Source organism: Vannielia sp. SX4 (assembly GCF_052828525.1).
Genome location: NZ_CM128247.1, coordinates 1,782,638 through 1,804,489, shown reverse-complemented (window position 1 = coordinate 1,804,489; position 21,852 = coordinate 1,782,638). Strand labels below are relative to the sequence as shown.

Below are 21,852 nucleotides of genomic sequence, written 5' to 3'. Positions count from 1 at the left end.
TCCTTAAGGCTCTTCTTTCTCACTTATGTAGCAACTTCCGTGCCAAACGGCTCAGGAGGTGGGGTATTCTCTACTTCAGTTCGTAAAAAAATTTGATCGAATGCAAATTCAGGGGGTTAACCAACGACTCCCTGCGGAAAACCATGCCACAGTCATCGTTCCACGGCAAGTTTAAGGCGGAAATGAGATACAATTATGGGTTGCATTTGAGACCCACGATCTGCCATTGCAAATTGCAACTGCATAATGCGAACCATCCACAGGATTGCGCAACTTTGGCGCACGCCCTAGTTCAGGTGCGCAAACGGAGGGAGAATTCATGAAGGCCTACCGCGTCACCGCAACGGGAGAACGACCCGCACTCACCGATATTCCGTCGCCTGAACCGGCACCGGGCGAGGTGGCCGTTCAGATCGCGGCCTGCGGGCTCAACTTCGCCGATCTCCTGATGGTCGAAGGCACCTATCAGGACACCCCCCCTGCCCCCTTCACCCTCGGGATCGAACTGGCTGGCACCGTGACGGCTCTGGGCGAGGGAGTCGAAGGGCTGGCTGTCGGCGAGCGTATCGGCGTGTTCGGCGGCCGGGGCGGACTTGCAGAAGAAGGCTGCTTTCCTGCGACACGCTGCCTGAAGCTCCCGGACGCAATGCCCTTTCATATCGCAGCAGCCTTTCTGGTGGCCTATGGCACCTCTCATCTGTCGCTCGTGCATCGCGCGCGGCTGGCACAGGGCGAGCGCCTTGTTGTCACCGGCGCGGCGGGCGGCGTGGGGCTGACCGCGGTAGAACTTGGGGCAAAGCTTGGCGCAGAGGTCGTGGCCATTGCGCGGGGCGCCGACAAGCTGGAGGTTGCAGCGAAGGCCGGCGCGACACACCTGATCGACGCGCAGAGTGAAGATATCCGCGGTCAATTAAAGGCCCTCGGCGGCCTCGATGTGCTCTATGACACCGTGGGCGATCCGCTATTCACCGAGTGCTTCCGCGCCGCCCGCCCTGAAGCGCGACTCTTGGCCATCGGCTTCGCGGGCGGCAAGGTGCCGCAGATCAAGGCCAACCACCTGCTGGTGAAGAACCTCACGGTGATGGGGCTGTATTGGGGCGGCTACATGGGCTTTGCACCCGAGGTGCTCACCGGCTCTCTTGGCGAACTCATGAAGCTCTGGGAAACCGGCGGCTTGGACCCGCATGTCTCCCATCGCCTGCCACTAGACCAGATCGATGAAGCGATGGACCTGATCAGGACGCGGCGCTCGACCGGTAAGGTTGTTGTTGAACCACAGCGCTGAGCGCCTCGCCGATCACGCCGCTATCCCCGACGGGCACCGAGCCCATGCCGGTGCTCGGCAAACGCCCCGCGTAGGACCGCCGCAATAGCTCAGCCAGCGCCTCCTGCGCCGGGTTTTTGAGGTTCGACGCGCCGTAGAGGTTGATCCGGAACGAGCGCAGTTCGGGCAACGCCCCACCGTGGCAGATCGGCTCTGTGGTGGGCGGGTGCATCCCCTCCAGCATCGCATGCACGGCGAGATCGGCATTCACAGTTGCCTCCACCGTGCGAGATGAGTTGGAGCTGACCTGCATCGTCCAGGGCAGGCCCGCCTCGTCGAGTGCACGCTGTACGATGGGCTTGAAGAAGCACTTCTCTTCGAAGGCCAGCGGGAGCGGACGCCGCCGCCATGCGCAGCCACCGGGCGCGCCCACCCAAACCAGCGGCACCTCGCGAAGGGTTTCACCGCCCTCATCCATGCCGTCCTCGGTGGTCACGATCATGTCGCACTCGCCCTTGGCGAAATCCTCCTTGAGGCTGCGCGTGAAAGACGACACCAGATGCACCCGCACGCGCGGAAATTCGGCGGCGAAGCGCTGGAGCATCCGGGGGATGTAGCCCAGCACGATGTCATGGGGCACGCCAAGCACGATTTGGCCCTCGAACTCCTCAGCCGTCAGCCGGGTGATCGCCTCATCATTCAACGTTAGCATCCGCCGGGCATAGCTGAGCAGTTGTTCGCCCGCCGGGGTGAGTGCGATCTGCCGCTGCGAGCGATCCAACAGCTTCTGGTCCAGCGACTCCTCCAACCGTTTCAACTGCATCGAGACAGCTGATTGCGTGATGTTGAGTTGTCCTGCCGCGCGGGTGACGCCGGCACAATCGGCGACTGTCACGAAGCTGCGGAGGGCGGTCAGGTCCAGATTGCGTGGCATCATCAAGCTCCGTGATGGCTGGCGTCACAAACATTCGTTTTCAATATGCCATGTCATCCGCCATATATCAATCATCCTGATCAAACAGATCGCAACGTTCACAGATAGCAAAGGATCGGCCCGATGAGCTTCCCCGCCTCCACCCTCTCCTCCGGCGCCCTGTCCGGACACCACCCCGCCGCCATCCGCGGCAGCCTGATGACCCGCGCCCTGAACCTTCTCGCCCTGCGCCGCCAACGCCGCGCACTGGCCCGGCTCGACGCCGATTTGCTGAAGGATATCGGCATCACACCCGACGAAGCACGCACCGAAGCGGCGCGTCGTCTGTGGGACGTTCCCCCGGGCTGGCGGTCCTGATCCCGCCAACCCATGAGAGCGGCGCTCCCCCCGAGTGCGCCGCTCTCGAAATCTTTGGGTCGAAACAGCATGTTTCCCCGCCAGAACCACTTGAAATCAAGGCCGACTGTGCCGATATTTGACACCAAGCAGTGCGTCCGCCGGGCGTGCTGACCCAAACTTTGTGCAAATGGAGGCATGAATGGCAGAGACTGGACCGATCCGCACGATGGGCGCAGGCGTCCGTACGGCGCAGATCGACGAGGGCCTCCGGGCCCATATGAGCAAGGTTTATGGCACGATGTCGGTGGGCCTGCTGCTCACCGCGGCCGTGGCATGGGCCATCGGCACCAACGACGCGCTGGTGATGCAGATTTTCGCCACGCCGCTGCGCTGGGTCGTCATGTTCGCCCCGCTGATCCTGATCTTCGCCTTCGGCGCCATGGTCAACCGTATGTCGGCCGCCGCGGCACAGCTCTTCTTCTACGGCTTCTCCGCCGTGATGGGCCTGTCGATCAGCTGGATCTTCGCCGCTTACACCGACTTCTCGATCGCCCAGACCTTCCTTGTGACCGCAATCGCCTTCGCCAGTCTGTCCCTCTGGGGCTACACCACCAAGAAGGACATCTCGGGCTGGGGCAGCTTCCTGATCATGGGTGTGATCGGCATCCTGGTGGCTTCGATCATCAACATCTGGCTGCAAAGCCCGGGCATGATGTTCGCCATCTCGATCCTCGGCGTTCTGATCTTCGCGGGCCTCACCGCCTACGACACGCAGAACATCAAGAACACCTACATCGCCCACGCGGCGCATGGGGATCAGGAGTGGCTCGGCAAGGCCGCCGTCATGGGCGCGCTGAGCCTCTACCTGGACTTCATCAACATGTTCATGTTCCTGCTCTCGCTGATGGGCGGGCGTGAATAAGCCGCAAGGCTGACAGACCAACAGTCAAAGGGCCGCCCATCGGGGCGGCCCTTTTTTATTGGCAGGCTCAGGCTGCGCCGGGTGCAGCAGCCGGGCGCCCGGCGGAGCGGACCTGCCCCGGCAAGGCCTGACGCCGCCATTCGCCCGCTTCAACCACAGCCAAGAATGCCGCGATTTCCTGTCGTGATGCCAAACGGACCACCCCGAGGTGCTCCGGCGGCTCCGCCACAAGCTCGGCGATCCGGGCGCGGGAAGCCTTCCGCGTGCGCCATATCCAGATGAAGAAATCGAGTGCGCCCTTGTCCAGCCGCTCCACGCAGCCTTCGGGCAGGTCAGGGCGTGTCTTCCCGAGGTATCGCAATTGCCGCCGGATCACCCGGAAGAGCCGCAACCCGACCGGGAAATCCAGCCAGATCATCAGGTCGGCCCGCGCCATCCGCTGCTCATAGGTCCGCGAGTGGCCACCCTCGAAAATCCAGCGCGGCTTGCGGTGGACCTCCTGGGTCATCCAATCCTTCACCTCCGCCTCGCGAGGCACCCAGCCCGGCGCGTAGTGGATGTGGTCCATGTGGAACACGGGCAAACCGGTGACCGCCCCCAGCGCCCGCGCCAGGGTGGATTTGCCCGAACCGGGCCCTCCTACGATCATCACCCGTTCCATACCTGCAATTCTGCGCCGCGGCGCGACACTTCGCAAGTGCGGCACAGATCACAAATCGCTACACATCTGCACCGCCGGAAACTCGAGGCCGGGCGCAAGGGTCACGGTGATCTCCGCCTGAGGAACAAAGCCCACAGCAGCGTAGAACGGCTCGGCGGTGACGGTCGAGTAGCACATCATCCGCCGCACCCCGGCGAGTTGCGCCTCGAAGAGCGCGTGCTCCAGCAGCGCCCGCCCCACCCCGTGCCGCGTCGCGTGGGGCGCGGTGGCAACGTGTCGGATGTGCCCCACCTCGCGCGGCCCCGTCGCGCCGCCACCGGGGGCGTGATACGTCCAGCCGCCTGCCCCCAAGAGCCCGTCTCCGGTGTCGGCAAGGTAGTAGGTGCCGCAGGACAGCAGCGAGGAGCGCGGGCGGGTGATGTAGGGGAGCGCCTGCGCCAATGCCTCGGCGGGATAATCCGGTGCGAGCAGGGTCGCGTAGGAGGTGGCCAGCAGCTTGCCCACCGGGGCCACATCGCCCATGCGGGCGGGGCGGATGGTGAAGGGCGGCAGAGCAGGGCGAGGGATGTGCCCGGGGGTGTCTCTGATATGGGTCTGCATGGCATGGCCTCCTTGGGACCTGTTGGGGAGGAGGCTCGCGGGGTGCTGGCTGTATTGAAAAGAAAAACCGCGCGAGCCTTGGGGCGTCGCGCGGTTTTCTGAGCTTTCCGTGGGGGGAAGGGCTTACTTGATTTTGCCTTCCTTGTACTCCACGTGCTTCCGCGCGACCGGGTCGTATTTACGTACGACCATCTTCTCGGTCATGGTGCGAGCGTTCTTCTTGGTCACATAGAAGTGGCCAGTGTCGGCAGTGGAGTTCAGCCGGATCTTGATGGTGGTCGGTTTGGCCATCTGTCTTGTCCTCTTGCGGGGGGAGCGCGCACGGGGGCGCTCCGCATGTGTAGCTTGGAGCCCGCCTTTTACCCGCGCCAATCCCTGAGTCAACCGCCCCTGAGCGGGATCGGCAAAAATAATCGCGCGGATGGCCTGTAAGCCGGATTCTGTCCGCCCTTTCGGGCGGGGTGGCCATTCATCTCGGGCGCGCGTTGCCGCGCCCCCTCTAGCTGCCAACCCGAGCCCCGAGGCCGAAGCGGCCCATGTGAGGCTCCTATTTGGCATTGCTCCCGGTGGGGCTTGCCATGCCGGTGCTGTTGCCAGCCCCGCGGTGGGCTCTTACCCCACCGTTTCACCCTTACTTGGTCTAGCCAAGCGGTCTGTTCTCTGTGGCGCTATCCGTCGGGTTGCCCCGCCCGGGCATTACCCGGCACCGTTGCTTCGTGGAGTCCGGACTTTCCTCGGGGTTGCCCCCGCAGCCACCCGGCCATCCGCGCGAAGGCCCGGATAGGCGAGTTGGCGGGGCCGGTCAAGCGCAGGTCGGGACCTTCACTACCCGCAACTCACACCAGCGCGGCACCCGGATCCACTGGATACTGTGCCGCAAGGTCGGCCAGTCGAGCGCAGTCCACGCCGTCCAGCTCGCCGGTCACGCCGGGGCGGAACCGGTCGCGAAACGCCTTGAGCAGCACCTCGCGCTCCACATCGGCGGTATAGCCGAACACCCGCGCATCGTGCATGAAGCGGTGCCAATCCGCTCTTTCACCGACCGCCTCGCTCCAAACCGCCAGCCCCTGAAGCGCCAGCCGCCGCCAGTCGAATCGTGCCCCGGGGTCGATCTTTCGGCCCGGCGCGATATCGGAATGGCCCAGCACCCGCTCGGGCGGTACGCGCCAGCGCTCCATGATTCCGGCGACGAGCGCCTCCACGCTCCGCATCTGCGGCGCGGCGAAGGGCTCCTTGGCGGCGTTGACGATCTCGATGCCGATCGAGCGGGAGTTCACATCATCACAAGCCCCCCAGCGCCCGGCGCCCGCGTGCCACGCGCGCATGGCCTCATCAACCATCTGCCACACCCCGCCCTCCGGACTCACCACGTAATGCGCAGAGACCTCAGCCTCGGGGTTGGCAAGGCGCTTCAGCACGGTCGTGGTGTCAGGCATCGCCGTATAGTGCAGCAACACGATATCGGGCTGCGCCCCGTCACGACGCTCGCCCTGATTAGGGGTGGGGTAACTCTCGACCTTCACGCCAAGCCTCCGAATTTTCGACGAAAATTCGTGGCCAGCCTCAGCCCTTGGCCGCGCGGAACGGGCGCGGATCCCAGCCACAGGCAAAACCGTCGCCATCGGGGTCCATCCCGAGCCGGTCTTTCTGCGGCCCGCCAGCGGCGAGGAAGGCCCGCTGCGCAACCGCGGCAGAGGGTTGGCCGGAACAGGCCCGGTCATACTTCCGCTGGCTGGTGTAGCCACGACGATAGATCTGCTGGCCCGGCTGATTGGTGGTCGAGAGCGCGTATTCCGCAAGGTTCGGCCCGGTGTCTTGCGGGCGGTCGGGCAGCGCCGTCACCGGCGCCTGCTCGAACTGGGCACGCTGCTGGGCGATCCGCTGCGCATCGCTCTGGATCGACTCTCTGGAGGAGACCGCCTCGAACGACTGTTCGTCCGAGATCGACCCGTTGTTGCCGCCGCTCGCAGGCACCGCGCCGCTGCGCACCGGCGCGGGCGCCGGGGCCGCTGGCGTGATCACGCCGCCGGTGGAGGCGGGTGTGCGCCCGAGCGCTGCGTCGATCTCGGCTGCCGTGGGGGCGCCGGTGGCAGAGGGCGCATCGGCGGAGGGGTAGCTATCGGCAGAGGCCACGGGGCCAGCGGGCGGCTGAACGGTCTGCCGTTGCGATGTGGCCAGAGCAGCATCACGCTGCCTCTGCGCATCGTAGCTCTCGTAGTCGCCAAAGCCGACGCCTGAACCGCTGTCGGGGATCGCGGTGCCACAGGCCGCAAGACCCAGAACCGCACACAGGCTCAGACACGAAGGAAGCCATGCTCGCATGGAAAAACTCTCTGCTCTCTGTTTTGCCTTGGGCCGGGGGTTTACCACCATTTGCCCGGTTTGGCCACAAAACCCGCCGCCTGCTCCAGCGCATAGGCGGTGTTCATCAGGTCGCCCTCTTCCCACGGCCGCCCGATGAGTTGGAGCCCCAGCGGCAGGCCGTTGGCACTGGTGCCGGTGGGCACGGCAATGCCGGGCAGACCCGCGAGGTTGACCGTCACGGTGAACACATCGTTGAGATACATCTGCACCGGATCGGCCTCGGCCATCTCGCCCAGCCCGAAGGCAGCGGAAGGGGTGGCTGGGGTCAGGATCGCGTCGACGCCCGCAGCAAAAACCTCGTCGAAGTCTCGCTTGATCAGGGCACGCACCTTGCGGGCGCGGTTGTAATAGGCGTCGTAGTACCCGGCGGAAAGCACATAGGTCCCCACCATCACCCGACGCTTCACCTCGGCGCCAAACCCCTCGGCGCGGGTCTTTTCGTACATCTCCACGATGCCGTCGCCCTGCGCGAGCTTCGCCCGATGGCCGAACCGCACACCGTCATAGCGGGCCAGGTTCGACGATGCCTCGGCAGGCGCGATCACGTAGTAGGCGGGCAGCGCATACTTGGTGTGGGGCAGCGAGATGTCGCGGATCTCGGCACCGGCGGCCTTCAGCATCTCGATGCCCTCGGCCCAGAGCGCCTCGATCTCTTCAGGCATGCCCTCCATCCGGTATTCCTTCGGAATCCCGATGACCTTGCCCTTGATGTCGCCAGTCAACATGGCCTCGAAATCGGGCACGGCGAGGTCGGCAGAGGTGCTGTCTTTCGGGTCATGCCCGGCCATGGCCTGAAGCATGATCGCGCAGTCGCGCACATCCTTGGTCATCGGCCCGGCCTGATCGAGCGAGGAGGCGAAGGCGATGATGCCCCAGCGGCTGACGCGACCATAAGTGGGCTTCAGGCCGGTGATGCCGGTGAAGGCGGCAGGCTGGCGGATCGACCCGCCGGTATCGGTGCCGGTGGCAGCAAGGCAGAGATCGGCAGCGACGGCGGAGGCGGAGCCGCCCGAGGAGCCGCCCGGCGTCAATGCCGTATCGTCATTGCCGCGCCGCCACGGGTTCACCGCGTTGCCGTAGGTCGAGGTTTCGTTGCTCGACCCCATGGCGAATTCGTCCATGTTCAGCTTGCCCAGCATCACCGCGCCCGCGTCGAAGAGCTGGCTGGTGACGGTGCTCTCATATTCGGGCTTGAAGCCGCCGAGAATGGCCGAAGCCGCCTGCGAGTTCACGCCTTTGGTGCAGAACAGGTCTTTGATCCCCAGCGGAACCCCGCACATCGCGGGCGCATCGCCCCCGGCGATCCGCGCATCGGCGGTCCTGGCCTGCTCAAGCGCGATCTCGGGCGTGTGGTGAACGAAGGCATTCAGCGCCCCTGCCCCTTCGATGGCCGACAGGCAGGCCTCGGTGATCTCGACAGAGGTGGTTTCGCCCTTGCGCAGCGCGTCACGGGCCCCGGCAATCGTCAGCTTGGTCAGATCGGACATCACTCAACCACCTTCGGCACGGCAAAGAACCCCTCGCGGGCATCGGGCGCGTTGGCCAGAACGGCCTGCGGCTGGCTGCCGTCCGTCACCACATCCTCGCGCCGCTTCAACCGCATCGGCGTGACCGACACCATCGGCTCCACGCCCTCCACATCCACTTCGGAGAGTTGCTCGATGAACCCGAGGATCGCGTTGAACTCGCCTGCAAGCGCGGGCAGTTCCTCTTCCGGCACGGCGATCCGGGCCAGATGCGCCACACGGCGCGCGGTTTCGGTGTCGATCGACATGGCGAGGCTCCTATCGGCTGTCGTTCGCCCGTTTATCGCCAGCGCCAATGGGCTGCAAGCGGTGGACGCTCCTGCAACCGCACCCTAGGTTCACCGCAACATCAAATTCGGAGGCTCCCCATGAAACTCACTTGGCTCGGACACGGCAGCTGGCGGCTTGAAGCAGAGCAGGCGGTGATCCTGATCGACCCCTGGCTCGACGGCAACCCCGCCTTCCCCGAGGACCGTAAGGCCGAAGCGCTGGAGGGCGCGACCCACGTGCTGCTGACCCACGGCCATGACGACCACATCGCCGGTGTGCCGGAAATGGCCAAGGACCGTGGCCTGCCCGTCTTCACCATGGTCGAACTGGCCGGACAGCTCGAAGGCGTCGAGGCCACCGGCTTCAACAAGGGCGGCACTGTCGACCTTGGCGGCGTACAGATCACGATGGTGCCCGCCTCCCACTCCACCTCCTACAATGGCGGCGCGGCCGGCACCGAGGTGGGCTATGTGCTCAAGGGTGACGGCAAATGCGTGTATTTCTCGGGCGATACCGGGATCATGGCCGACATGGAGTGGATCGGCGCCTATTTCGAACCCGATATTGGCATCCTCTCCTGCGGTGGCTTCTACACGATGGACATGGAGCAGGCCGCATGGGCCTCCAAACGCTACTTCGATTTCGAGATCGTCATCCCCTCCCACTACAAGACCTTCCCGGCGCTCGCGCAGGATGCTGAGGCCTTGAAGAAGGGGCTGAAAGGTGTGGACGTTCTGGAGCCGGGCGTACTGGAGACGGTCGAACTCTGATCCGACACCGCGCTCGGGTCGCAAGTTTACCTAACGTTAAATTTTCGCCCTCCGGTTGCAGAAATTTCTAGCCGGAGGGCTTCAGGCGTGGCACGGTCGCGGCATTCATTGCGACTCACGAACTCATTTCAGTTCCCCACCACATCTGAGAAAAACCATGATAGAACAGTACTTTCGCAAAGGCATTTGCCTTGACTGGCACAAGCCGACCAATGTCGATGCCGCCCGCGATGGGCAAATTCACCACCGCATCCGCCACTCCTCCCCGTTGATCTATGACGGGCTCGCCGCCGATCCGGGTGCATGGGATGGCGCCTTCAACCACACGCCTCCTTCGGCAATCGGCCTCACCAGCCGGATGAACATTCACCACAAGTGGCTGGATTACCGCCCCGGCGCGACCGCCCGCTGCCATCGGGGCCACAATGACGTGCTTACCGGGTTCATGAGCGGCTGCCTCATCGTCACATGGACAGATGCCACGGGCGATCAGTGGGTCGGCCATGTGGGCACCGTCGAGTCGGAGCCGCCCAACGGGCCAACCAACACCTTGGTCAAAACAACCGCACGCGGGGCGATGACCGCCAACGCCGATGGCTTCAACCCCGCCGCCGCATGGACCCCGATGGAGCTGGGCAACCTTTGCGCCGCCGCCGCCGTGAACATGCCGCTCGGTGCAATCGGGGGAGCGCCCCACATCATGGCACTGGTCACCTCAGGGGGCGTGTTCTACTCCATCGCCCTGATGCTACACGCGCAAAACAAATATGTGGTCCTCGGTAGCAAGCAGGTTCCGGGCATGGGCAACTGGGCTCTTCTGGCCGCTCTCAACTGACCGGGGCACATGGCGCGCCACAGCGGGAAACCGTTGCGCGCCCTTGGCCACAGGCTATCGGCGTTGAGCGAAGAAGTCTTTCAGCAGAGCGGCGGCCTCCTCCTCCGCAATGCCACCCAGCACCTCAGGCGCATGGTGCGCCTGAGCGTGGGTGAAGACACGGGCCCCATGATCGACCCCGCCGCTCTTGGGGTCGGCCGCGCCGTAGACAACTCGGGCAATCCGGGCAGCGGCGATCACCGCAGCGCACATGGCACAGGGCTCCAGCGTGACGTAGAGCACATGGCCCGGCAGCCGCTCGCTCCCCGCTGCCGCGCAGGCGGCGCGGATCACCAGCATCTCGGCATGGGCGGACGGGTCGTTCAACTCTCGGGTCCGGTTGCCGGCCCGCGCCACCACCTCGCCGCCCGGCGCAACCAGCACCGCACCCACCGGCACCTCGCCCCGCGCGGCGGCGGCCCGCGCCTCTGCCAGCGCCTCCTCCATATGGCTCGTAAAGCTCATCCCCCTCCCCTGCCCCGCACCCGCGCCCTTGGCAAGCCCTTCGCGCAGGGCTAGAGCGGACCCATGGCAGACAAGACTCCCCCCGGCGACCGCATCGCCAAGGTGCTCGCCCGCGCGGGCCTCGCCTCGCGCCGCGAGGCCGAGAAGATCGTGGAAGCCGGCCGCGTGACGGTGAATGGCGAGCCGATAACCAGCCCCGCGCTCAACGTCACCGATGCCGATGCGATCACCGTCGACGGCAAACCGCTGGCCGCTCCCGAGCCGCCGCGCCTCTGGCTCTATCACAAGCCCGCTGGCCTCGTGACAACCGAGCGCGACGAAAAGGGGCGCGAGACGGTGTTTGCCAATCTGCCCGAGGACATGCCCCGGGTGATGAGCGTAGGCCGGCTCGACCTCAACTCCGAAGGCCTTCTTTTGCTCACCAATGATGGCGAGATCAAGCGGCGGCTCGAGTTGCCCTCCACCGGCTGGGTGCGCAAGTACCGGGTGCGCCTGCACGGCACGCCGGAAGACAAGGATTTTGAGCCACTCCGCAAGGGCCTCACCGTCGAAGGCGTGAAGTATCAGCCGATGACCATCACGCTCGACCGGCAGCAGGGTGCCAACGCCTGGGCCACCGTATCGCTGCGCGAGGGCAAGAACCGCGAGATCCGCCGCGCGATGGAAGCTGTGAGCCTCACCGTCAACCGGCTCCTGCGCGTCTCCTACGGCCCGTTCCGGCTGGGTGAGTTGAAGGCGGGCGCGGTGGAAGAGATCAAATCCCGCATCATCCGTGACCAGCTTGGCCTCGACCCGGACTTCAAACCCGCACCAGAGCCAAAGAAAAAGCCCACGCGCCGCCGCCGCTAGGGCTTTCCGCAACGGCAGCCAAAACCGGCCGATCCATGCTGGCCCGCAGAAAATCCATCGCTTATAAGCAAAGACATGCGCCAAGACGGCGCGGGTGGGAGAGCGATGTCGTCAGACGGTTTGCAAAAACTGAGTTATGCGCTGCTTCTGGCGCTGATGCTGTATGCCGGTTTCACCGGCGGGGGCGCCTGATGGCCCAGCGCTACGGTGGAAAGTTCAGCCCCGATGGCTCCAAAGCGGGCGAAGAAGGGGTGCGGGCCGCGCCCGAGGCCCCCAAAGCCGCCAGCCTCGCGCCCAAATTCGCCGGGGCGACCCGGGCACGGGCGGGCATGCGCTCGAACCTCATGTTCGTCGTTCCGCTGATCTTTCTCTGGCATGCCTTCACCTCTGATGCCACGGGCCTTGCGCTCTACCTCGTCGCTGTTGGCGTGCTGCTGACCGCCGCATGGCTGACCCGCGAGGGCCTGAAGGCACAGGAGGCCTGGGAGGCGCGCAAGGTCGCCCGCCGCCCCGCCGTGCCGCGCAAGATCTTCGGCTCTGTGCTCACAGGCGCAGGCCTCGGCCTTGTCGGCCTCGCGAGCCACGGCGTGCTTGAGGCGATCATATTCGCCGTGCTCGGCGCGGGCCTCCACAGCTTTGCCTTCGGGCTCGATCCGATGTCCGACAAGGGGATGGAGGGCATTGACGTGCGCCAGCAAGATCGCGTGGCGCGCGCTGTCGAGGCCGCCGAGGCGCATCTTTCCGCCATGGCCGATGCGGTGAAACGCGCGGGCGACCGGGGCGTTGCCGACCGCGTGGCGCGCTTCTCCGACACCGCCCGCACCATGTTCCGCACCGTTGAGGAAGACCCGCGCGACCTGACCGCCGCCCGCAAGTTCATGGGCGTCTACCTTCAGGGCGCCCGAGACGCGACGGTGAAGTTCGCCGATATCTACAGCCGCGGGCACGACCCCAAGGCCAAGGAAGAATACATCGCCCTCCTCGACGAGATGGAGAGCAACTACGCCCAGCGCACCGAAAAGCTGCTGCTCGACGACAAGACCGACCTCGACATCGAAATCGAAGTGCTGCGCGACCGTTTGCAGCGCGAAGGGGCCGTCTGAGCCCGCGTACAAAGGAGAAACAAGGGACTATGGAACAGGAAGTTCACGCCAAGGCCAAGGAAACGCTGGCACAGGTGGAAGAGGTCAACGCCGTGGTTCTGCCCGAGCCGGTCGAGGCCAATGCCGTCGTGCCCCTCGCCGAGGCCGACCCGGCCCTCTCCGCCGAGATCACCAAGCGCATGGGCGAGCTCGACATGAGCGACACCGGCTCCATCGTCAACTTCGGCTCCGCCGCACAGTCGGAACTGCAGACCATCTCGCAGGCCATGCTGGCCGATGTGAAGAACAAGGATGTCGGCCCGGCGGGCGACGGGCTGCGCAAGATGGTCACCACCATCCGCGGCTTCTCGGTCTCCGAACTGGACGTGCGCCGCAAGCGCTCCTTCTGGGAAAAGCTGCTCGGCCGTGCCGCTCCCTTCGCCAACTTCCTGTCCCGTTTCGAGGACGTGCAGGACCAGATCGACAAGATCACTGCCGAGCTCGAAGGTCATGAGCACAAGCTGTTGAAAGACATCAAGTCGCTCGACGTGCTCTATGAGAAGACCCTCAAGTTCTACGACGAGCTGGCCCTCTACATCGCCGCAGGCGAGGCCAAGATCGCCGAGCTGGATGCCACCACCATCCCCGCCAAAGAGGCCGAAGTGCAGGCAGCGCCCGAAGAGCAGGGCGTGATGAAGGCGCAGGAACTGCGCGATCTGCGTGCCGCCCGCGATGACCTGGAGCGCCGCGTGCATGACCTCAAGCTGACCCGTCAGGTCACCATGCAATCGCTGCCCTCGATCCGGCTGGTGCAGGAGAACGACAAGAGCCTCGTCACCAAGATCAACTCCACCCTCGTCAACACCGTGCCGCTCTGGGAGACCCAGCTGGCGCAGGCGGTCACGATCCAGCGCTCCGCCGAGGCCGCCGAGGCGGTGCGATCGGCCAATGATCTGACCAACGAGCTCCTGACCCAGAACGCCAAGAACCTGCGTGAGACCAACGCCAAGATCCGCACCGAGATGGAGCGCGGCGTGTTCGACATCGAGGCGGTGAAAACCGCCAACGCCCAACTGGTCGCCACCATCGAGGAGAGCCTCCAGATCGCTGATGAAGGCAAGCGCAAGCGCGCCGAGGCCGAGGAAGAACTGCACAAGATGGAAAGTGAGCTGAAAAACACGCTCGCCGCCGCCAAGGCCCGCAAGACCGGGCTGGGCGACACAGCCGGTACTGCCGTTTCGGGCAGCTGAAGAAGGGGCCGCGAATTGCGCCTGAAGACCATGCTTCCGAGAGCGGCGATGCTGATCGCCGCTCTCATTCTCGCGGGCTGCGAAGAACTTCCCGCGCCCCAGTCAGAGCCTGATCCGGTTGCAACGCCGGATGAGCTGGCTCCGCGCCCCAAGGACCCGTCCGAGGCCAGCCGTGCGGCGGCACGTCACTATGCGCGCGTGCAATCGGACCTGCTGGCGCGCGGCCTGCTTCGCCGGGACGGTGGTGGCCCCGACACCCCCTATTCCGACCGGCAGCTGACCGAAAACTTCGTCCGCATCGCACTGTTTGACGAGTACGTCTCGCGCGGCGGCACATTGGTGGCCCAGCAGTCGGAATCGAACCTCCGCCGCTGGGAACAGCCTATCCGCTTCGGCCTGCGCTTTGGCGAGACGGTGCCGGAATCCCAGCGCGCCAAGGACCGCACTAATGTTGCCGCCTTCGTGCGCCGCCTCTCCCGCGCCACCGGCCACCCGATGAGCATGGGCACCGGCAACGGCAACTTCACCGTGCTAATGCTGAACGAGGATGAGCGCGCCGCCATCGGCCCCGAGCTGCGCCGCCTCGTGCCCGGCATCGACAATGCTGCCATCCGTACCATCGAGACCCTGCCGCGCGACACGCTCTGCCTCGTCTTCGCCACCACCACCGGCAACAGCTCCGTCTACACCCGCGCGGTGGCGATCATCCGCGCCGAGCACCCCGACCTTCTGCGCCTCTCTTGCATCCACGAGGAACTGGCCCAGGGCCTGGGTCTCGCCAATGACAGCCCAGAGGCCCGCCCCTCGATCTTCAACGACGACGAGGAATTCGGCCTGCTCACCACCCACGACGAACAGCTCCTCCGCATCCTATACGATGGCAGACTGCGCCCCGGCATGACCGCGCTCGAGGCCAAGCCCATCGTCAAGCAGATCGTCGGCGAGATACTCGGAGGCCGGGTGTGACCGCGCGCGCCTCCTGCATCCCGGCAAACACGCTTTTCTGGCCGCCCCGAGCGGCTATAGTCCCCGCATTCACTTAAGGAGGCCGCCATGGGCATTCTCGATTTTCTTTCCGGCGAATTCATCGACGTCATCCATTGGACCGACGACACCCGCGACACGATGGTCTGGCGTTTCGAGCGCTATGGACACGAGATCAAGTATGGCGCCAAGCTGACCGTTCGCGAGGGGCAGGCCGCCGTGTTCATCCACGAGGGCCAACTGGCCGATGTGTTCTCTCCCGGCATGTACATGCTGGAGACCAACAACATGCCGATCATGACCAAGCTTCAGCACTGGGACCACGGGTTCCAGTCGCCGTTCAAGAGCGAGATCTATTTCGTTAACACTACCCGCTTCAACGATAACAAGTGGGGCACCAAGAACCCGGTGATGCTGCGCGACCCCGAGTTCGGGCCGACCCGCATCCGCGCCTTCGGCACCTATTCGGTGAAGGTTTCCGACCCCGCCCTCTTCATGCAGGAGATCGTCGGCACCGATGGTGAGTTCACCTCCGATGAGATCACTTTCCAGATCCGCAACATCATCGTGCAGGAGGCTTCCCGCGTGATGGCGGGCTCCGGCATTCCGGTGCTCGACATGGCGGCCAACACCGCCGACATGGGCAAGATCATCTCCACCGAGGTCAGCAAGACGCTTTCCGAATACGGCATGATCATTCCCGAGCTCTACATCGAGAACATCTCCCTGCCGCCCGCCGTCGAGGAGGTGCTCGACAAGCGCACCTCCATGGGCGTGGTTGGTGACCTCGGCAAATACACCCAGTTCGCCGCCGCCGAGGCGATGAGCGCGGCCGCCGCCAACCCCGGCGCGGGTGGCAACGGCATGGGTGCAGGCATCGGCATGGGCATGGGCATGGCGATGGCCAACCAGATGGGTCAGGCGATGAACCCGCAAGGCTACGGCCAGCAGCCGCAGCCCGGCCCGTGGGGCGCACCTGCTGGCCATGCCACGCACCAGCCCGGCGGCCAGCCCGGCTACGCGCCCGCACATCACGCCGCGCCGCCCCCGCCCCCACCGCCCCCGGCCGAGAAGCTCTGGCACGTCGCCGCCAACGGCGCGACCGATGGCCCCTTCTCCAAGGCCCGCATGGGCCGGATGGTCCACGAGGGCGGCCTGACCCGCGACAGCATGGTCTGGACCGCCGGGCAGGACGGTTGGCTCAAGGCGGGTGACATCCCCGAACTGGCCCAGCTCTTCACCATCCTCCCCCCGCCCCCGCCGCCGGGGGTATAAGCGGGCCTTCGCACCCATGAGACACTAATAACACACACTCTGCCGCGCTCTCCGGGCGCGGCAGAGTTGCTTTCAGGATCGGCCCATGCCCCGCCCCACCGCCTATTCCCGCCTCCAGATCATCCTCCACTGGCTGGTGGTGATCCTGATTATCGGCGCCTTCCTGCTCTCTGATCAGATGGACGACTGGGAAGACATGCCTGCCGATGCCCCCCTGCCGCTCCACGGCATCCTCGGCCTGACAGTTTTCTTCCTCATGCTCGCCCGCCTCGCCCTGCGGCTCCTGCGCGGCGCGCCGCCTCCGCCAGCGGATGATCCGGCATGGCAGCAACGCGTGGCGGAATTCACCCATTGGGCGCTCTATACCTTGGCCATCGCCACGCCGTGGTCTGGCGGCTTTGCCTTCTACCTGCGCTGGGAGGAGGCGGCAGACGTACATGAGCTGCTGAAAACCCTGCTGCTCCTCACCGCCGCCGCCCACACCGCCGCCGCGCTCTACCACCAGTTTATCCTGAAAGACGGGTTACTCGCCCGGATGGGCCTACGCCGCCCTTAGCCCCCTAGCACCGCCCCGCGCCTTCCCCTAACCTGCGGCCAACCCATTCCAACCCAAGCGCGATTTCCATGACCGATACCGATTCCTCCGCCACCGAAGAGCATCGCTTCCCCTGCCCTGCCTGTGGGGCCGACATGCGGTTCGATCCGACCTCGGGCGCGCTCCAGTGCGACCATTGCGGCCATCGCGAGGAGGCGGTTGTCGAGAACCAGGTCACCACCTCTGCCATCGAAGAGCTTGATTACGAGGCCGCGCTCCGGGCACAGCTCCCCGAGGCGGAGATGGAGGAAACCCGCGTCATACAATGCACCAGCTGCGGCGCGCAGGTGGAGTTCAACGAGAACGACCACGCCACCGAGTGCCCCTTCTGCGCCACGCCCATCGTGACCGACACCGGCACCCATCGTCACATCAAGCCCAAGGGCCTCGTGCCCTTCGCCCTCAAGGAGGGACAGGCGCGCGATGCGATGAACGAATGGCTCGGCAAGCTCTGGTTCGCACCCGGCGGCTTGCAGGAATACGCCCGCAAGGGCCGCAAGATGCAGGGCATCTACGTACCTTACTGGACCTACGACGCCGACACCAAGAGCCGCTACACCGGCATGCGCGGGGTTTATTACTACGAGACCCAGACGGTGATGCGCGATGGCAAACCCGAGCAGCGCCGCGTCCGCAAGATCGCGTGGACGCCGGTGAAGGGCCGCGTGGCCCGCTGGTTCGATGACGTGCTCGTGCTGGCCTCCCGCAGCCTGCCGAAGAAATACACCGACGGTCTTGAGCCGTGGAACCTCACCGGCCTCGAGCCCTATGCCCCCCATTTCCTCGCCGGGTTCCGCGCCGAGGGCTATCAGGTGGAGCTGGCCGAGGGCTTCGAGGAGGCCAAGGGCGTGATGGAGGCGCAGATCCGCCGTGACGTGCGCTTCGACATCGGAGGCGACCAGCAAAAGATCGCGACCCTCTCGACGGACATGAACGACATCACCTTCAAGCACATCCTGCTGCCGGTCTGGCTCGCGGCCTACAAGTACAAGGGCAAGAGCTATCGCTTCGTGGTCAACGGCCAGTCCGGCAAGGTGCAGGGCGAACGGCCATGGTCTGCCTGGAAGATCGCCTTCGCCGTGGTGCTGGGCCTGATTGTCGCCGGCGCGGTGGGCTACGCCGTGGCGATGAGCCAGTGATTGGTGTCGAGGCCTGTGGATTGATAACAAAGCGCTTTTGCAGCCCTGCCGGATGACTTGGCCGCCCGGGCTGCTTAAATCCCTCACATGACCTGGTTGACCCATCCGGACGCACCGCTGATCCGCACCCTGACCGAAATCCTCTCGGCGTCCGACGGGCTGGAGGCGCTGTTTCTCGGCGGCAGCCACGGGCGCGGTACGGCGGATGCCTATTCCGATATCGACCTTGTCGCCGTGGCCCGGCCCGGCGACGAGAAGCTGCTGACAGAGGCCCTGCGAGGCGGCCTCTCCGGCAGCCTCGAGCCAGTTCTCTGGCAAGTGCGCTTCGACGGTCGGCTCATGAATGCCATCACCCCGCAATGGCGGCGCATCGACCTTTCCCTGCCCACGCGCGAGCACCTTCTGGCCCGCGCATCCGACACGCTCCTGCCACTGCACGACCCGGATGGCCTGCACGCCATGCTGGCCCGGCCCAAACCGCCCGTCGCGCCCTCTGCCCAGCGGGTCTCTGCTCTGACGCAGGAGTTCATCCGCGTGCTTGGCCTGCTCCACGTGGGCATGGGCCGGGAGGAATGGGTGCTGCTGGTCAAAGGCACGGGGCTGCTGCGTGACATGCTAGTGGACCTGATGCTCGAAGAAGTGCCCGAACCCGAGAAGGGCGGCATCCTCCGCCTTTCCCGCCTTCTGCCGCCGGAAGACATGGCCCAACTCAACGCACTGCCCTACCCCGGCCCGGACCGCGCGGAGCTGCTGGCCGCCTACACTGCCCTCGCCGGTGCCTTCCTCCCCCGCGCCCGGTCGCTCCACACAGCACTTGGCAGCACCTGGCCGGAGGCCTTCGAGGCCGCCACCCGCGATCTTCTCCGCCGCGAGTTGAGCCTAGAGCTGCCTTAGGCCGGGACTCGCCGCGCCACGCCGCTGTCCCCTTGCGCCCGGCCCCTCCTTTCGGCTAGAGCCGATGCAAACAAGGCATTGTTAGCGGTAACAGCGCACCGGAGGGGACCCCATGATCATCTGCGCAGGCGAAGCCCTGATCGACATGCTCCCGCGTGAAGGCACGGGCGGCGAAGCCATGTTCCTGCCGGTCTGCGGCGGGTCGGTCTTCAACACCGCCATCGCGCTCGGCCGCCTCGGCTCGCAGGCCGGGCTCGTCTCAGGCGTCTCCACCGATATGTTCGGCGAGCAGCTGGTCGCCGGGCTCGAGGCCTCCAAGGTCACGCCCGATCTGCTGATCCGCTCGGGCCGCCCCACCACGCTGGCCTTCGTCCGTCTCACCGATGGCCAGGCCGAATATGCCTTCTTCGATGAGGGCAGCGCAGGCCGTATGATCCGGGTGAAAGACCTGCCAGCTCTTCCCCGCGCCGCCAAGGCCTTGTTCTTCGGCGGGATTTCCCTCGCCGTGAAACCCTGCTGCGATACCTACTTCTCCCTGATGAAGCGCCACTCCAAGTCCAAGCTCATCATGATGGATGTGAACGTCCGCCCCGATTTCATCCCCGATGAGGCCGAATATCGCGCCCGCACCGAGGCGATGCTGGCCCATACCGACATTCTCAAACTGTCGGATGAAGACCTGCGCTGGATGTTCGGCGATGCCGACCCCGCCGCCCATGCTGAGGAACTGCTGGCCAAGGGGCCGAAGATGATCTGCGTCACCGAAGGCGCCAAGGGCGTGACCGCCTACCTCGCCTCCGGCGCCCACACCGTGCTCGCCGAGCGGGTCGAGGTGATCGACACCGTCGGCGCGGGCGACACCTTCAATGCAGGCGTTCTGGCCGGGCTGGACAGGGCCGGCGCGCTCTCCAAGAAGGCCGTTGCCGATGGCCTGCCCAAAGAGGTCGTGATCGACGCGCTCCGCCTTGGCGTAAAGGCCGCCGGCGTGACCGTGCAGCGCGCCGGGGCCAACCCGCCCTGGGCCGAGGAACTGGCGTGAGGGCCCTGCTGCAACGGGTGCTAGAGGCCTCCGTCGCCGTCGATGGCACCCGCATTTCCGAGATCGGGCCGGGCCTTCTGGTACTGGTCTGCGCCATGGAGGGCGACACCGAGGCCGAGGCCGAAAAGCTCGCCGCCCGGGTCTCCAAGCTGCGCATCTTTCAGGACGACGACGGCAAGATGAACCGCTCGGTCACCGACACCGGCGGCAGCGCCCTCGTCGTAAGCCAGTTCACCCTCGCCGCCGACACCCGCCGCGGCAACCGCCCCGGATTTTCCACCGCCGCCGCGCCGGAAACGGGCCGCGCGCTCTACGAGCACTTTACCGACACCCTCGCCGATCTCGGCATCCCCACACAGCGCGGGCAATTCGCGGCCGATATGAAGGTCGGCCTCGTGAACGACGGCCCAATCACCATCTGGCTGGACACTGAGGCTTGATGCAGAGTGCCATCGGGGCTAGGTAGCACTCTGTTATAACGTAACGGCCTCGCTCATGTCCGACCCCACCGGCTTCGCCCCGCACGACCACCACGCCTGCGTCTCCACCGCCCTCGCAGCCGCCGAGGCCGCATGCGCCGAGCGTGGCGCACGCCTCACTCCTCTGCGCCGCCGTGCGCTGGAGATCTTGCTGGAGAGCCACAAGGCCCTTGGCGCCTATGACCTGCTGGAGCGCCTCGCCGCCGAGGGCTTGGGAGACAAGCCGCCGGTGGCCTATCGGGCGCTGAATTTCCTGACCGAACAAGGCTTTGCCCATCGTATCGAACGGCTCAACGCCTATGTCGCCTGTTCCCACCCCGATGCCGCCGAAGGCCACGGCGCCGCTTTTCTGATCTGCCGCGATTGCGGCCGCGTGGCCGAGGCTCTGGCCGACAAAGCCCCCCTCGGCGCGGACGCACAGGATGCCGGTTTCACCGTTGAGGACGCCGTCGTGGAAGCTCGCGGCCTCTGCCCCCAATGCCAATCCGGGGCCACGGCATGACCGCCCTCATCGAGGCTCGCGACCTCTCCCTCAAACGCGACGGCCAGGTGGTGCTCTCCGGCGTGTCGGCCGGTTTCGAGCCGGGCGAGATCACCACGATCGTCGGCCCCAACGGCTCGGGCAAGACCAGCTTTCTTAAGGCCCTGATCGGCGACATCCCCCCGGCCTCCGGCAGCATCACCCGTGCGACCGGCCTGCGGATCGGCTACGTGCCGCAAAAGCTCGCACTCGACCCGGCCCTGCCGATGACCGTGGCGCGCTTTCTGTCGCTGCCCCGCCGCGTGAGCGCCGATGCCCGCGGTCGCGCCCTGAGCTATGCCGAGGTCGCCGCATTAGAGCACCGCCAGCTGGCCGACCTCTCCGGCGGCCAGCTCCAGCGCGTCCTGCTCGCCCGCGCCCTTCTGGCCGAGCCGCAGATCCTGCTGCTCGACGAGCCGACCCAAGGGCTCGACCAGCCCGGTCAGGCCGCCTTCTACAAGCAGATCGAACACGTGCGTGACAGCATAGGCTGCGGCGTGGTGATGGTCAGCCACGAGCTGCACGTGGTGATGAGCGCCTCCGACAAGGTGATCTGCCTCAACGGCCACATCTGCTGCGAAGGCTCGCCGGAGGTGGTGCGCAACTCCTCCGAGTATCGCGCCCTCTTCGGCGACGGCACCGGCGGAGCCCTGGCGCTCTATCGGCACGAGCACGACCACGCCCATGATCATGCCCACGATCACCACCACCACGACCATGCGCATTGAGGTCGGCACCATGACCCACGCCCCCAAAG

26 protein-coding genes and 1 other RNA gene are annotated in these 21,852 nt (G+C 65.6%); 17 read left to right on the top strand and 10 right to left on the bottom strand.

Annotated features, from left to right (window positions below):
* The first annotated feature begins 319 nt into the window (after nucleotides 1-319).
* Nucleotides 320-1,285 (top strand): NADPH:quinone oxidoreductase family protein, encoded by a 966-nt coding sequence (locus ACUXVX_RS09025; protein ID WP_446311265.1) that lies wholly within the window; start codon nucleotides 320-322, stop codon nucleotides 1,283-1,285.
* Here the strand turns inward: ACUXVX_RS09025 and ACUXVX_RS09020 are convergent.
* A complete protein-coding gene (locus ACUXVX_RS09020; RefSeq protein WP_222492026.1) occupies nucleotides 1,236-2,198 on the bottom strand; it encodes a LysR family transcriptional regulator in 963 nt (320 codons plus the stop codon). The two genes, ACUXVX_RS09025 and ACUXVX_RS09020, sit on opposite strands and share 50 nt — an antisense overlap.
* A 123-nt stretch (nucleotides 2,199-2,321) precedes the next feature.
* Between ACUXVX_RS09020 and ACUXVX_RS09015 the strand changes: the two genes are divergently transcribed.
* On the top strand, nucleotides 2,322-2,555 hold the full coding sequence (locus ACUXVX_RS09015) for a DUF1127 domain-containing protein (RefSeq protein ID WP_446311264.1): 234 nt from the start codon (nucleotides 2,322-2,324) through the stop codon (nucleotides 2,553-2,555).
* A gap of 181 nt (nucleotides 2,556-2,736) precedes the next feature.
* Nucleotides 2,737-3,459, top strand: a complete 723-nt coding sequence (locus ACUXVX_RS09010; RefSeq protein ID WP_446311263.1) for a Bax inhibitor-1/YccA family protein — start codon at nucleotides 2,737-2,739, stop codon at nucleotides 3,457-3,459.
* 67 nt (nucleotides 3,460-3,526) lie between these two features.
* On the opposite strand, the gene ACUXVX_RS09005 is transcribed toward ACUXVX_RS09010, so the two are convergent.
* The 8 genes from ACUXVX_RS09005 to gatC form a co-directional block, all read right to left on the bottom strand.
* Nucleotides 3,527-4,108: an AAA family ATPase gene (locus ACUXVX_RS09005; RefSeq protein ID WP_446311262.1), complete on the bottom strand. Its 582-nt coding sequence runs from the start codon at nucleotides 4,106-4,108 to the stop codon at nucleotides 3,527-3,529.
* Between the two features lie 60 nt (nucleotides 4,109-4,168).
* Nucleotides 4,169-4,720: a GNAT family N-acetyltransferase gene (locus ACUXVX_RS09000; protein ID WP_446311261.1), complete on the bottom strand. Its 552-nt coding sequence runs from the start codon at nucleotides 4,718-4,720 to the stop codon at nucleotides 4,169-4,171.
* Nucleotides 4,721-4,843: 123 nt separating this feature from the next.
* Entirely contained in the window at nucleotides 4,844-5,011 is a 168-nt protein-coding gene (rpmG, locus tag ACUXVX_RS08995; protein WP_012179442.1) for a 50S ribosomal protein L33, read from the bottom strand.
* A 122-nt stretch (nucleotides 5,012-5,133) separates the two neighbouring features.
* Nucleotides 5,134-5,488, bottom strand: an RNA gene (gene rnpB, locus ACUXVX_RS08990) — RNase P RNA component class A.
* A gap of 68 nt (nucleotides 5,489-5,556) precedes the next feature.
* The gene (locus tag ACUXVX_RS08985) at nucleotides 5,557-6,243 is read right to left on the bottom strand and encodes an N-acetylmuramoyl-L-alanine amidase (protein WP_446311260.1); all 687 of its coding nucleotides are present in this window, start codon (nucleotides 6,241-6,243) and stop codon (nucleotides 5,557-5,559) included.
* Nucleotides 6,244-6,283: 40 nt separating this feature from the next.
* Nucleotides 6,284-7,042: a hypothetical protein gene (locus ACUXVX_RS08980; protein WP_446311259.1), complete on the bottom strand. Its 759-nt coding sequence runs from the start codon at nucleotides 7,040-7,042 to the stop codon at nucleotides 6,284-6,286.
* Nucleotides 7,043-7,083: 41 nt separating this feature from the next.
* Nucleotides 7,084-8,571: an Asp-tRNA(Asn)/Glu-tRNA(Gln) amidotransferase subunit GatA gene (gatA, locus tag ACUXVX_RS08975; protein ID WP_446311258.1), complete on the bottom strand. Its 1,488-nt coding sequence runs from the start codon at nucleotides 8,569-8,571 to the stop codon at nucleotides 7,084-7,086.
* Entirely contained in the window at nucleotides 8,571-8,858 is a 288-nt protein-coding gene (gene gatC / locus ACUXVX_RS08970) for an Asp-tRNA(Asn)/Glu-tRNA(Gln) amidotransferase subunit GatC (protein ID WP_222469905.1), read from the bottom strand. The genes gatA and gatC overlap by 1 nt, the downstream gene beginning before the upstream one ends.
* 120 nt (nucleotides 8,859-8,978) lie before the next feature.
* Between gatC and ACUXVX_RS08965 the strand changes: the two genes are divergently transcribed.
* Together ACUXVX_RS08965 and ACUXVX_RS08960 are read left to right on the top strand one after the other, a co-directional pair.
* Nucleotides 8,979-9,650 (top strand): metal-dependent hydrolase, encoded by a 672-nt coding sequence (locus ACUXVX_RS08965; protein ID WP_446311257.1) that lies wholly within the window; start codon nucleotides 8,979-8,981, stop codon nucleotides 9,648-9,650.
* 157 nt (nucleotides 9,651-9,807) lie between these two features.
* The gene (locus tag ACUXVX_RS08960; protein WP_446311256.1) at nucleotides 9,808-10,485 is read left to right on the top strand and encodes a hypothetical protein; all 678 of its coding nucleotides are present in this window, start codon (nucleotides 9,808-9,810) and stop codon (nucleotides 10,483-10,485) included.
* 54 nt (nucleotides 10,486-10,539) lie between these two features.
* Here the strand turns inward: ACUXVX_RS08960 and ACUXVX_RS08955 are convergent, their stop codons facing one another.
* A complete protein-coding gene (locus ACUXVX_RS08955; RefSeq protein ID WP_446311255.1) occupies nucleotides 10,540-10,989 on the bottom strand; it encodes a nucleoside deaminase in 450 nt (149 codons plus the stop codon).
* A 63-nt stretch (nucleotides 10,990-11,052) separates the two neighbouring features.
* On the opposite strand from ACUXVX_RS08955, the gene ACUXVX_RS08950 reads away from it, so the two are divergent.
* The 12 genes from ACUXVX_RS08950 (at nucleotide 11,053) to ACUXVX_RS08895 (ending at nucleotide 21,823) form a co-directional block, all read left to right on the top strand.
* Nucleotides 11,053-11,838 (top strand): pseudouridine synthase, encoded by a 786-nt coding sequence (locus ACUXVX_RS08950; protein ID WP_446311254.1) that lies wholly within the window; start codon nucleotides 11,053-11,055, stop codon nucleotides 11,836-11,838.
* A 191-nt stretch (nucleotides 11,839-12,029) separates the two neighbouring features.
* A complete protein-coding gene (locus ACUXVX_RS08945) occupies nucleotides 12,030-12,941 on the top strand; it encodes a 5-bromo-4-chloroindolyl phosphate hydrolysis family protein (protein WP_446311253.1) in 912 nt (303 codons plus the stop codon).
* A 29-nt stretch (nucleotides 12,942-12,970) separates the two neighbouring features.
* The gene (locus ACUXVX_RS08940) at nucleotides 12,971-14,170 is read left to right on the top strand and encodes a toxic anion resistance protein (protein WP_446311252.1); all 1,200 of its coding nucleotides are present in this window, start codon (nucleotides 12,971-12,973) and stop codon (nucleotides 14,168-14,170) included.
* A gap of 30 nt (nucleotides 14,171-14,200) precedes the next feature.
* On the top strand, nucleotides 14,201-15,136 hold the full coding sequence (locus ACUXVX_RS08935; protein ID WP_261385195.1) for a DUF2927 domain-containing protein: 936 nt from the start codon (nucleotides 14,201-14,203) through the stop codon (nucleotides 15,134-15,136).
* Between the two features lie 87 nt (nucleotides 15,137-15,223).
* Nucleotides 15,224-16,429 (top strand): SPFH domain-containing protein, encoded by a 1,206-nt coding sequence (locus tag ACUXVX_RS08930; RefSeq protein WP_446311251.1) that lies wholly within the window; start codon nucleotides 15,224-15,226, stop codon nucleotides 16,427-16,429.
* A gap of 85 nt (nucleotides 16,430-16,514) precedes the next feature.
* On the top strand, nucleotides 16,515-16,985 hold the full coding sequence (locus tag ACUXVX_RS08925) for a cytochrome b (RefSeq protein WP_446311250.1): 471 nt from the start codon (nucleotides 16,515-16,517) through the stop codon (nucleotides 16,983-16,985).
* Nucleotides 16,986-17,053: 68 nt separating this feature from the next.
* The gene (locus tag ACUXVX_RS08920) at nucleotides 17,054-18,163 is read left to right on the top strand and encodes a primosomal protein N' (replication factor Y) - superfamily II helicase (protein WP_446311249.1); all 1,110 of its coding nucleotides are present in this window, start codon (nucleotides 17,054-17,056) and stop codon (nucleotides 18,161-18,163) included.
* An 87-nt stretch (nucleotides 18,164-18,250) separates the two neighbouring features.
* Nucleotides 18,251-19,057 (top strand): nucleotidyltransferase domain-containing protein, encoded by an 807-nt coding sequence (locus tag ACUXVX_RS08915; RefSeq protein WP_446311248.1) that lies wholly within the window; start codon nucleotides 18,251-18,253, stop codon nucleotides 19,055-19,057.
* Nucleotides 19,058-19,169: 112 nt separating this feature from the next.
* Complete coding sequence (locus ACUXVX_RS08910; RefSeq protein WP_446311247.1) at nucleotides 19,170-20,096, top strand: carbohydrate kinase family protein; 927 nt, start codon at nucleotides 19,170-19,172, stop codon at nucleotides 20,094-20,096.
* Complete coding sequence (gene dtd / locus ACUXVX_RS08905) at nucleotides 20,093-20,536, top strand: D-aminoacyl-tRNA deacylase (RefSeq protein WP_446311246.1); 444 nt, start codon at nucleotides 20,093-20,095, stop codon at nucleotides 20,534-20,536. Before ACUXVX_RS08910 ends, dtd begins: the two co-directional genes overlap by 4 nt.
* A gap of 55 nt (nucleotides 20,537-20,591) precedes the next feature.
* Nucleotides 20,592-21,077, top strand: coding sequence for a transcriptional repressor (locus ACUXVX_RS08900; protein WP_446311245.1), 486 nt, complete (start codon nucleotides 20,592-20,594; stop codon nucleotides 21,075-21,077).
* Complete coding sequence (locus tag ACUXVX_RS08895) at nucleotides 21,074-21,823, top strand: metal ABC transporter ATP-binding protein (RefSeq protein ID WP_446311244.1); 750 nt, start codon at nucleotides 21,074-21,076, stop codon at nucleotides 21,821-21,823. Before ACUXVX_RS08900 ends, ACUXVX_RS08895 begins: the two co-directional genes overlap by 4 nt.
* Nucleotides 21,824-21,852 lie beyond the last annotated feature (29 nt).

Bases quoted from the DNA above. Each gene is read 5' to 3' on its own strand.
- ACUXVX_RS08930 (WP_446311251.1), top strand. From the start codon at position 15,224: ATGGGCATTCTCGATTTTCTTTCCGGCGAATTCATCGACGTCATCCAT.
- ACUXVX_RS08945 (WP_446311253.1), top strand. From the start codon at position 12,030: ATGGCCCAGCGCTACGGTGGAAAGTTCAGCCCCGATGGCTCCAAAGCG.
- ACUXVX_RS09005 (WP_446311262.1), bottom strand. From the start codon at position 4,108: ATGATCGTAGGAGGGCCCGGTTCGGGCAAATCCACCCTGGCGCGGGCG.
- rpmG (WP_012179442.1), bottom strand. From the start codon at position 5,011: ATGGCCAAACCGACCACCATCAAGATCCGGCTGAACTCCACTGCCGAC.
- gatA (WP_446311258.1), bottom strand. From the start codon at position 8,571: ATGTCCGATCTGACCAAGCTGACGATTGCCGGGGCCCGTGACGCGCTG.
- ACUXVX_RS09020 (WP_222492026.1), bottom strand. From the start codon at position 2,198: ATGCCACGCAATCTGGACCTGACCGCCCTCCGCAGCTTCGTGACAGTC.
- ACUXVX_RS08950 (WP_446311254.1), top strand. From the start codon at position 11,053: ATGGCAGACAAGACTCCCCCCGGCGACCGCATCGCCAAGGTGCTCGCC.
- ACUXVX_RS08980 (WP_446311259.1), bottom strand. From the start codon at position 7,042: ATGCGAGCATGGCTTCCTTCGTGTCTGAGCCTGTGTGCGGTTCTGGGT.
- ACUXVX_RS08900 (WP_446311245.1), top strand. From the start codon at position 20,592: ATGTCCGACCCCACCGGCTTCGCCCCGCACGACCACCACGCCTGCGTC.
- ACUXVX_RS08920 (WP_446311249.1), top strand. From the start codon at position 17,054: ATGACCGATACCGATTCCTCCGCCACCGAAGAGCATCGCTTCCCCTGC.
- ACUXVX_RS08955 (WP_446311255.1), bottom strand. From the start codon at position 10,989: ATGAGCTTTACGAGCCATATGGAGGAGGCGCTGGCAGAGGCGCGGGCC.
- ACUXVX_RS08915 (WP_446311248.1), top strand. From the start codon at position 18,251: ATGACCTGGTTGACCCATCCGGACGCACCGCTGATCCGCACCCTGACC.
- ACUXVX_RS08965 (WP_446311257.1), top strand. From the start codon at position 8,979: ATGAAACTCACTTGGCTCGGACACGGCAGCTGGCGGCTTGAAGCAGAG.
- ACUXVX_RS09025 (WP_446311265.1), top strand. From the start codon at position 320: ATGAAGGCCTACCGCGTCACCGCAACGGGAGAACGACCCGCACTCACC.
- ACUXVX_RS08895 (WP_446311244.1), top strand. From the start codon at position 21,074: ATGACCGCCCTCATCGAGGCTCGCGACCTCTCCCTCAAACGCGACGGC.
- ACUXVX_RS08925 (WP_446311250.1), top strand. From the start codon at position 16,515: ATGCCCCGCCCCACCGCCTATTCCCGCCTCCAGATCATCCTCCACTGG.
- ACUXVX_RS09010 (WP_446311263.1), top strand. From the start codon at position 2,737: ATGGCAGAGACTGGACCGATCCGCACGATGGGCGCAGGCGTCCGTACG.
- ACUXVX_RS09000 (WP_446311261.1), bottom strand. From the start codon at position 4,720: ATGCAGACCCATATCAGAGACACCCCCGGGCACATCCCTCGCCCTGCT.
- ACUXVX_RS09015 (WP_446311264.1), top strand. From the start codon at position 2,322: ATGAGCTTCCCCGCCTCCACCCTCTCCTCCGGCGCCCTGTCCGGACAC.
- ACUXVX_RS08960 (WP_446311256.1), top strand. From the start codon at position 9,808: ATGATAGAACAGTACTTTCGCAAAGGCATTTGCCTTGACTGGCACAAG.
- gatC (WP_222469905.1), bottom strand. From the start codon at position 8,858: ATGTCGATCGACACCGAAACCGCGCGCCGTGTGGCGCATCTGGCCCGG.
- ACUXVX_RS08910 (WP_446311247.1), top strand. From the start codon at position 19,170: ATGATCATCTGCGCAGGCGAAGCCCTGATCGACATGCTCCCGCGTGAA.
- ACUXVX_RS08940 (WP_446311252.1), top strand. From the start codon at position 12,971: ATGGAACAGGAAGTTCACGCCAAGGCCAAGGAAACGCTGGCACAGGTG.
- ACUXVX_RS08935 (WP_261385195.1), top strand. From the start codon at position 14,201: ATGCTTCCGAGAGCGGCGATGCTGATCGCCGCTCTCATTCTCGCGGGC.